The organism is uncultured Streptococcus sp., from assembly GCF_938036805.1.
Taxonomy (GTDB): domain Bacteria; phylum Bacillota; class Bacilli; order Lactobacillales; family Streptococcaceae; genus Streptococcus.
In genome coordinates this window covers 1-1,549 of record NZ_CALHWC010000200.1, presented here as the reverse complement: position 1 = coordinate 1,549, position 1,549 = coordinate 1, and the positions used below count along the sequence as shown (strand labels likewise).

The following is a 1,549-nucleotide window of genomic DNA, read 5'->3' as shown; positions in this document are numbered from 1 at the left end:
GGGACGACGAAATCGAATTCTAACGAATTACCGATTTCTGTCCCACTCTCTTTTGAGTTAGAGGATTATAGCTTGATTTCAGTGTTTTGGAGAACCTTCTGAGCATCGGAAACGATTGTATCGAGGATTTCTTTACATGGACGAATTTCCTTGACTAAGCCAGCGATTTGGCCACTCATCATAGAGCCATGTACGGTATCTCCTTCGTAAACGGCTTTAGAAAGAGAACCGATGGTGATTTCTTCGAGTTCGTCACGATTGGTGCCTTTGTTTTCTAGTTCAATATAGTGGTCAGTCATTTCATTGCGGATACAACGAACTGGTGCACCAGCAATACGACCAGTCACGGCAGTAGCAGTGTCATTGGCTGCGACAATGGCATCCTTGTAAGCTGCGGCAATTGGGCATTCTTCTGAAGCTAGGAAGATAGTTCCCATCTGCACCCCTTGTGCACCGAGGACAAAGGCAGCAGCGAGACCACGACCATCGGCAACCCCACCTGCAGCGATAACGGGAATATCAACGGAGTCAACAATCTGAGGAATGAGGGCCATAGTATTGGTTTCACCGATATGGCCACCAGCTTCAGAACCTTCAGCAATCACGGCATCAACTCCGAGCTCTTGCATTTTTTGCGCGTGTTTGACACTGGCAATAACAGGGATAACCTTGATACCAGCCTCTTTCAGATAAGGCATGATGAATTTCGGTGTACCAGCCCCAGTCGTTACGACAGGAACTTTTTCTTCAATGATGACTGTTACAATATCCTTGATATTTTTCATCATGAGCATAACATTGACGGCAAATGGCTTGTCAGTCAATTTACGCAGTTCACGGATTTCTTCACGCAACTGCTCACCCGTCATTCCTCCTGAAGCGATGATTCCCAGTCCGCCAGCTTCTGAAACAGCCGCCGCTAGTTGGTAGTGGGAAATCTGAGCCATAGCTCCTTGGAAAATAGGGTACTTGATATTCAACAATTCTGTAATAGACATAGGGCATCTCCTTTATTCTGTATTTAAAGTCATTATATCACTATAATAAAGCGTTTTCAAGAAAGCTGTAGTCTGACAAAAACCAGGACTTTGTGAAAAAAATCTCAGAAATCCTTGATAGGACTAGCTTTTTCTTGTGAAACTCCGTTTATCAGTGTCCTTATAACAATAACTTATAGTCTATTAGAATTTGTTATATTCTCCAAGCTTGGATTTGAGCAAGTGAGGAAAGGATTTTTATAGGGCGCATCTTTTGTGATATAATAATAAAAAATACACGGAGGTAGGGCATATGGATAATGTGATTGATTTGTCTATTCCAGTGGCAGAAGTGATTGAGAAGCAGCCTGAAGTTTTAGATGTCTTGGTCGAGTTGGGCTTTAAGCCTCTGGCCAATCCCGTCATGCGCAATACAGTCGGGCGCGTGGTTTCGATTAAAAAAGGAGCCAGCATGAACGGCATTGACCTGGATAAGATCAAGCAAACGCTGGAATTGAACGGCTATGAAGTGGTGGGGATTTAGGCATGGCTACTGAACGCATTGAAGTCCT

General features: G+C 43.8%; 2 protein-coding genes. One reads left to right on the top strand and one right to left on the bottom strand.

Translation table 11 applies throughout. The features are described 5' to 3' along the window. Positions 1-65: 65 nt before the first annotated feature. Positions 66-998 (bottom strand): nitronate monooxygenase, encoded by a 933-nt coding sequence (locus Q0191_RS08710; RefSeq protein WP_297665680.1) that lies wholly within the window; start codon positions 996-998, stop codon positions 66-68. Between the two features lie 292 nt (positions 999-1,290). Here Q0191_RS08710 and Q0191_RS08705 point away from each other — a divergent pair, with 292 nt between their 5' ends. Beyond that, positions 1,291-1,521: a DUF1858 domain-containing protein gene (locus Q0191_RS08705; protein WP_061422459.1), complete on the top strand. Its 231-nt coding sequence runs from the start codon at positions 1,291-1,293 to the stop codon at positions 1,519-1,521. Positions 1,522-1,549: the final 28 nt, after the last annotated feature.